The following is a 1,629-nucleotide window of genomic DNA, read 5'->3' on the forward strand; positions in this document are numbered from 1 at the left end:
CGCAAACGACAACCAAACAAGCACTTTCCCAAAAAAGTATTAGTTAGTACATCGGCACACTATTGAGTTCTCACACAACACACACCCACGAAAACAACCACCCCAACCAGGGCAACCACCACATGAGCAGCAGAAGAAGACTCTACCTTCACCGCAAACACAAGTCAAACCGACCGTGAATACAAAGTAAACTCTCCCCCACATCACCACAACAAGCAATCACATCGCCCTGTCGCGCTGACCCCGGATACATTACACACACTTCACACATAAAGCGAACCCCCAGGTCACCAGGGCTTTTTTTAACGTGCATCAACACATTAACAGCCATAAGCAATCTAACAACAACACGCGCGAGGCAGTAAGTGAAGCGTGCTGGATCTAGTTCCTACCTCGGTCCTGGAATCCGTCCGAGCATCACCACGTTCCACGATTCTTAACACGACGCTCCAACTGAGGGAGTCGACACTCTCTACAAGACAAAACTCATTCATACGCAAGACTCGTGAACATAGAAGCGGAAATCGAACTTGCCACTTTGCGGACGATGCATTGGTAAAGAATTATGCGGATACACAAAGTGCTGGACTAGCCACACCACGGGAAGCGCAAACCAAGTGCTACCTTGCCTATTTCATCAACCCAGGGTCGTAAAAAGCGGAACTAACCCCAGGACACTTGAACATACGCATGAATACCTCGGATATAGAGTGCTCCACCGAAAATGTGTGGTGAAGCCATATGAATCCGGAAGCGAGATTGAATCAGAGACCACTAAACGCGGGTGTCTATTCATCCGCAAGTTCGAGGATGTTCCCGATGATGGTGGGCAAATGCTCATTGAGGGAATAGACCGCACGCCCCGGCAGGTTATCGCGAACCTATTGGACTGGATGGAATTACTGCTTAGCTGAAAGCGGAAAGAGCAAGCGGACAAAGAGGTGGTGACTGAAGCTCCTAGTTTCAAATGCGATTAGCTAGGTAGCTTGTACGAGTCTTTCTACCAACACTGGGAGCTGGTACCACCCCGAGATCTGATTAATCGATTCGAGGTTCTACTCGCCGAGGTAATCCAACTGGTACCCTGACTGGCCGAAGCAGAGCTGTTTGAGTCTGAGCAGCGAGCGTGGGCGTCTTCCACTCCGTCAGTATGACCGGTGTGGAAGTGGGTACATATCAACACTGTTGCCCCCCTCACTACGTTTCGTACCAAGATAAGGACATGGGAGAAACTCGCTGCTTGCTAGTTGATTGACTCAACCACGTCGACCCCTGTCTTGAGCACAAAGCAAATTTGACCGGCTCTAACAACATGGTTGATCCGAGCCGTTCATTGGAATGACTAGAGGTGCTGCATCGGCTCTTTGGCTAGTTGCCGGTATGCACCAGTAATCGTTGTACGACCGACGTATTTGATTCTGATTTGCTCGTAGGTTTGCTGCCGGTCGACTAAAGGTTTGCATATCCGCCGCGATCAAACCGACCTAATGGCAAACCGTCCTAAGCCGGAAGAGACCATCAGCACTAAAACGCGAGTTAATTCTGTTTACTCGTGGGTAAAACAAAAGTGGGCCGCAGCAGCCCACCCCACACGGGAACTGGCTACCACGACCCACAAACAAGATTATT

The 1,629-nt window shown here is 49.8% G+C and carries 2 protein-coding genes; both read left to right on the top strand.

All coding sequences use genetic code 11. The features are described 5' to 3' along the window. Positions 1–731 precede the first annotated feature (731 nt). A complete protein-coding gene (locus HMPREF1206_RS11490; protein WP_065419905.1) occupies positions 732–914 on the top strand; it encodes a ClbS/DfsB family four-helix bundle protein in 183 nt (60 codons plus the stop codon). 243 nt (positions 915–1,157) lie between these two features. Next, positions 1,158–1,247 (top strand): ClbS/DfsB family four-helix bundle protein, encoded by a 90-nt coding sequence (locus HMPREF1206_RS11495; RefSeq protein ID WP_369707167.1) that lies wholly within the window; start codon positions 1,158–1,160, stop codon positions 1,245–1,247. The last annotated feature ends 382 nt before the right edge of the window (positions 1,248–1,629 follow it).

The organism is Corynebacterium sp. HFH0082 (assembly GCF_000411235.1).
In the GTDB taxonomy this organism is placed as follows: domain Bacteria; phylum Actinomycetota; class Actinomycetes; order Mycobacteriales; family Mycobacteriaceae; genus Corynebacterium; species Corynebacterium jeikeium_D.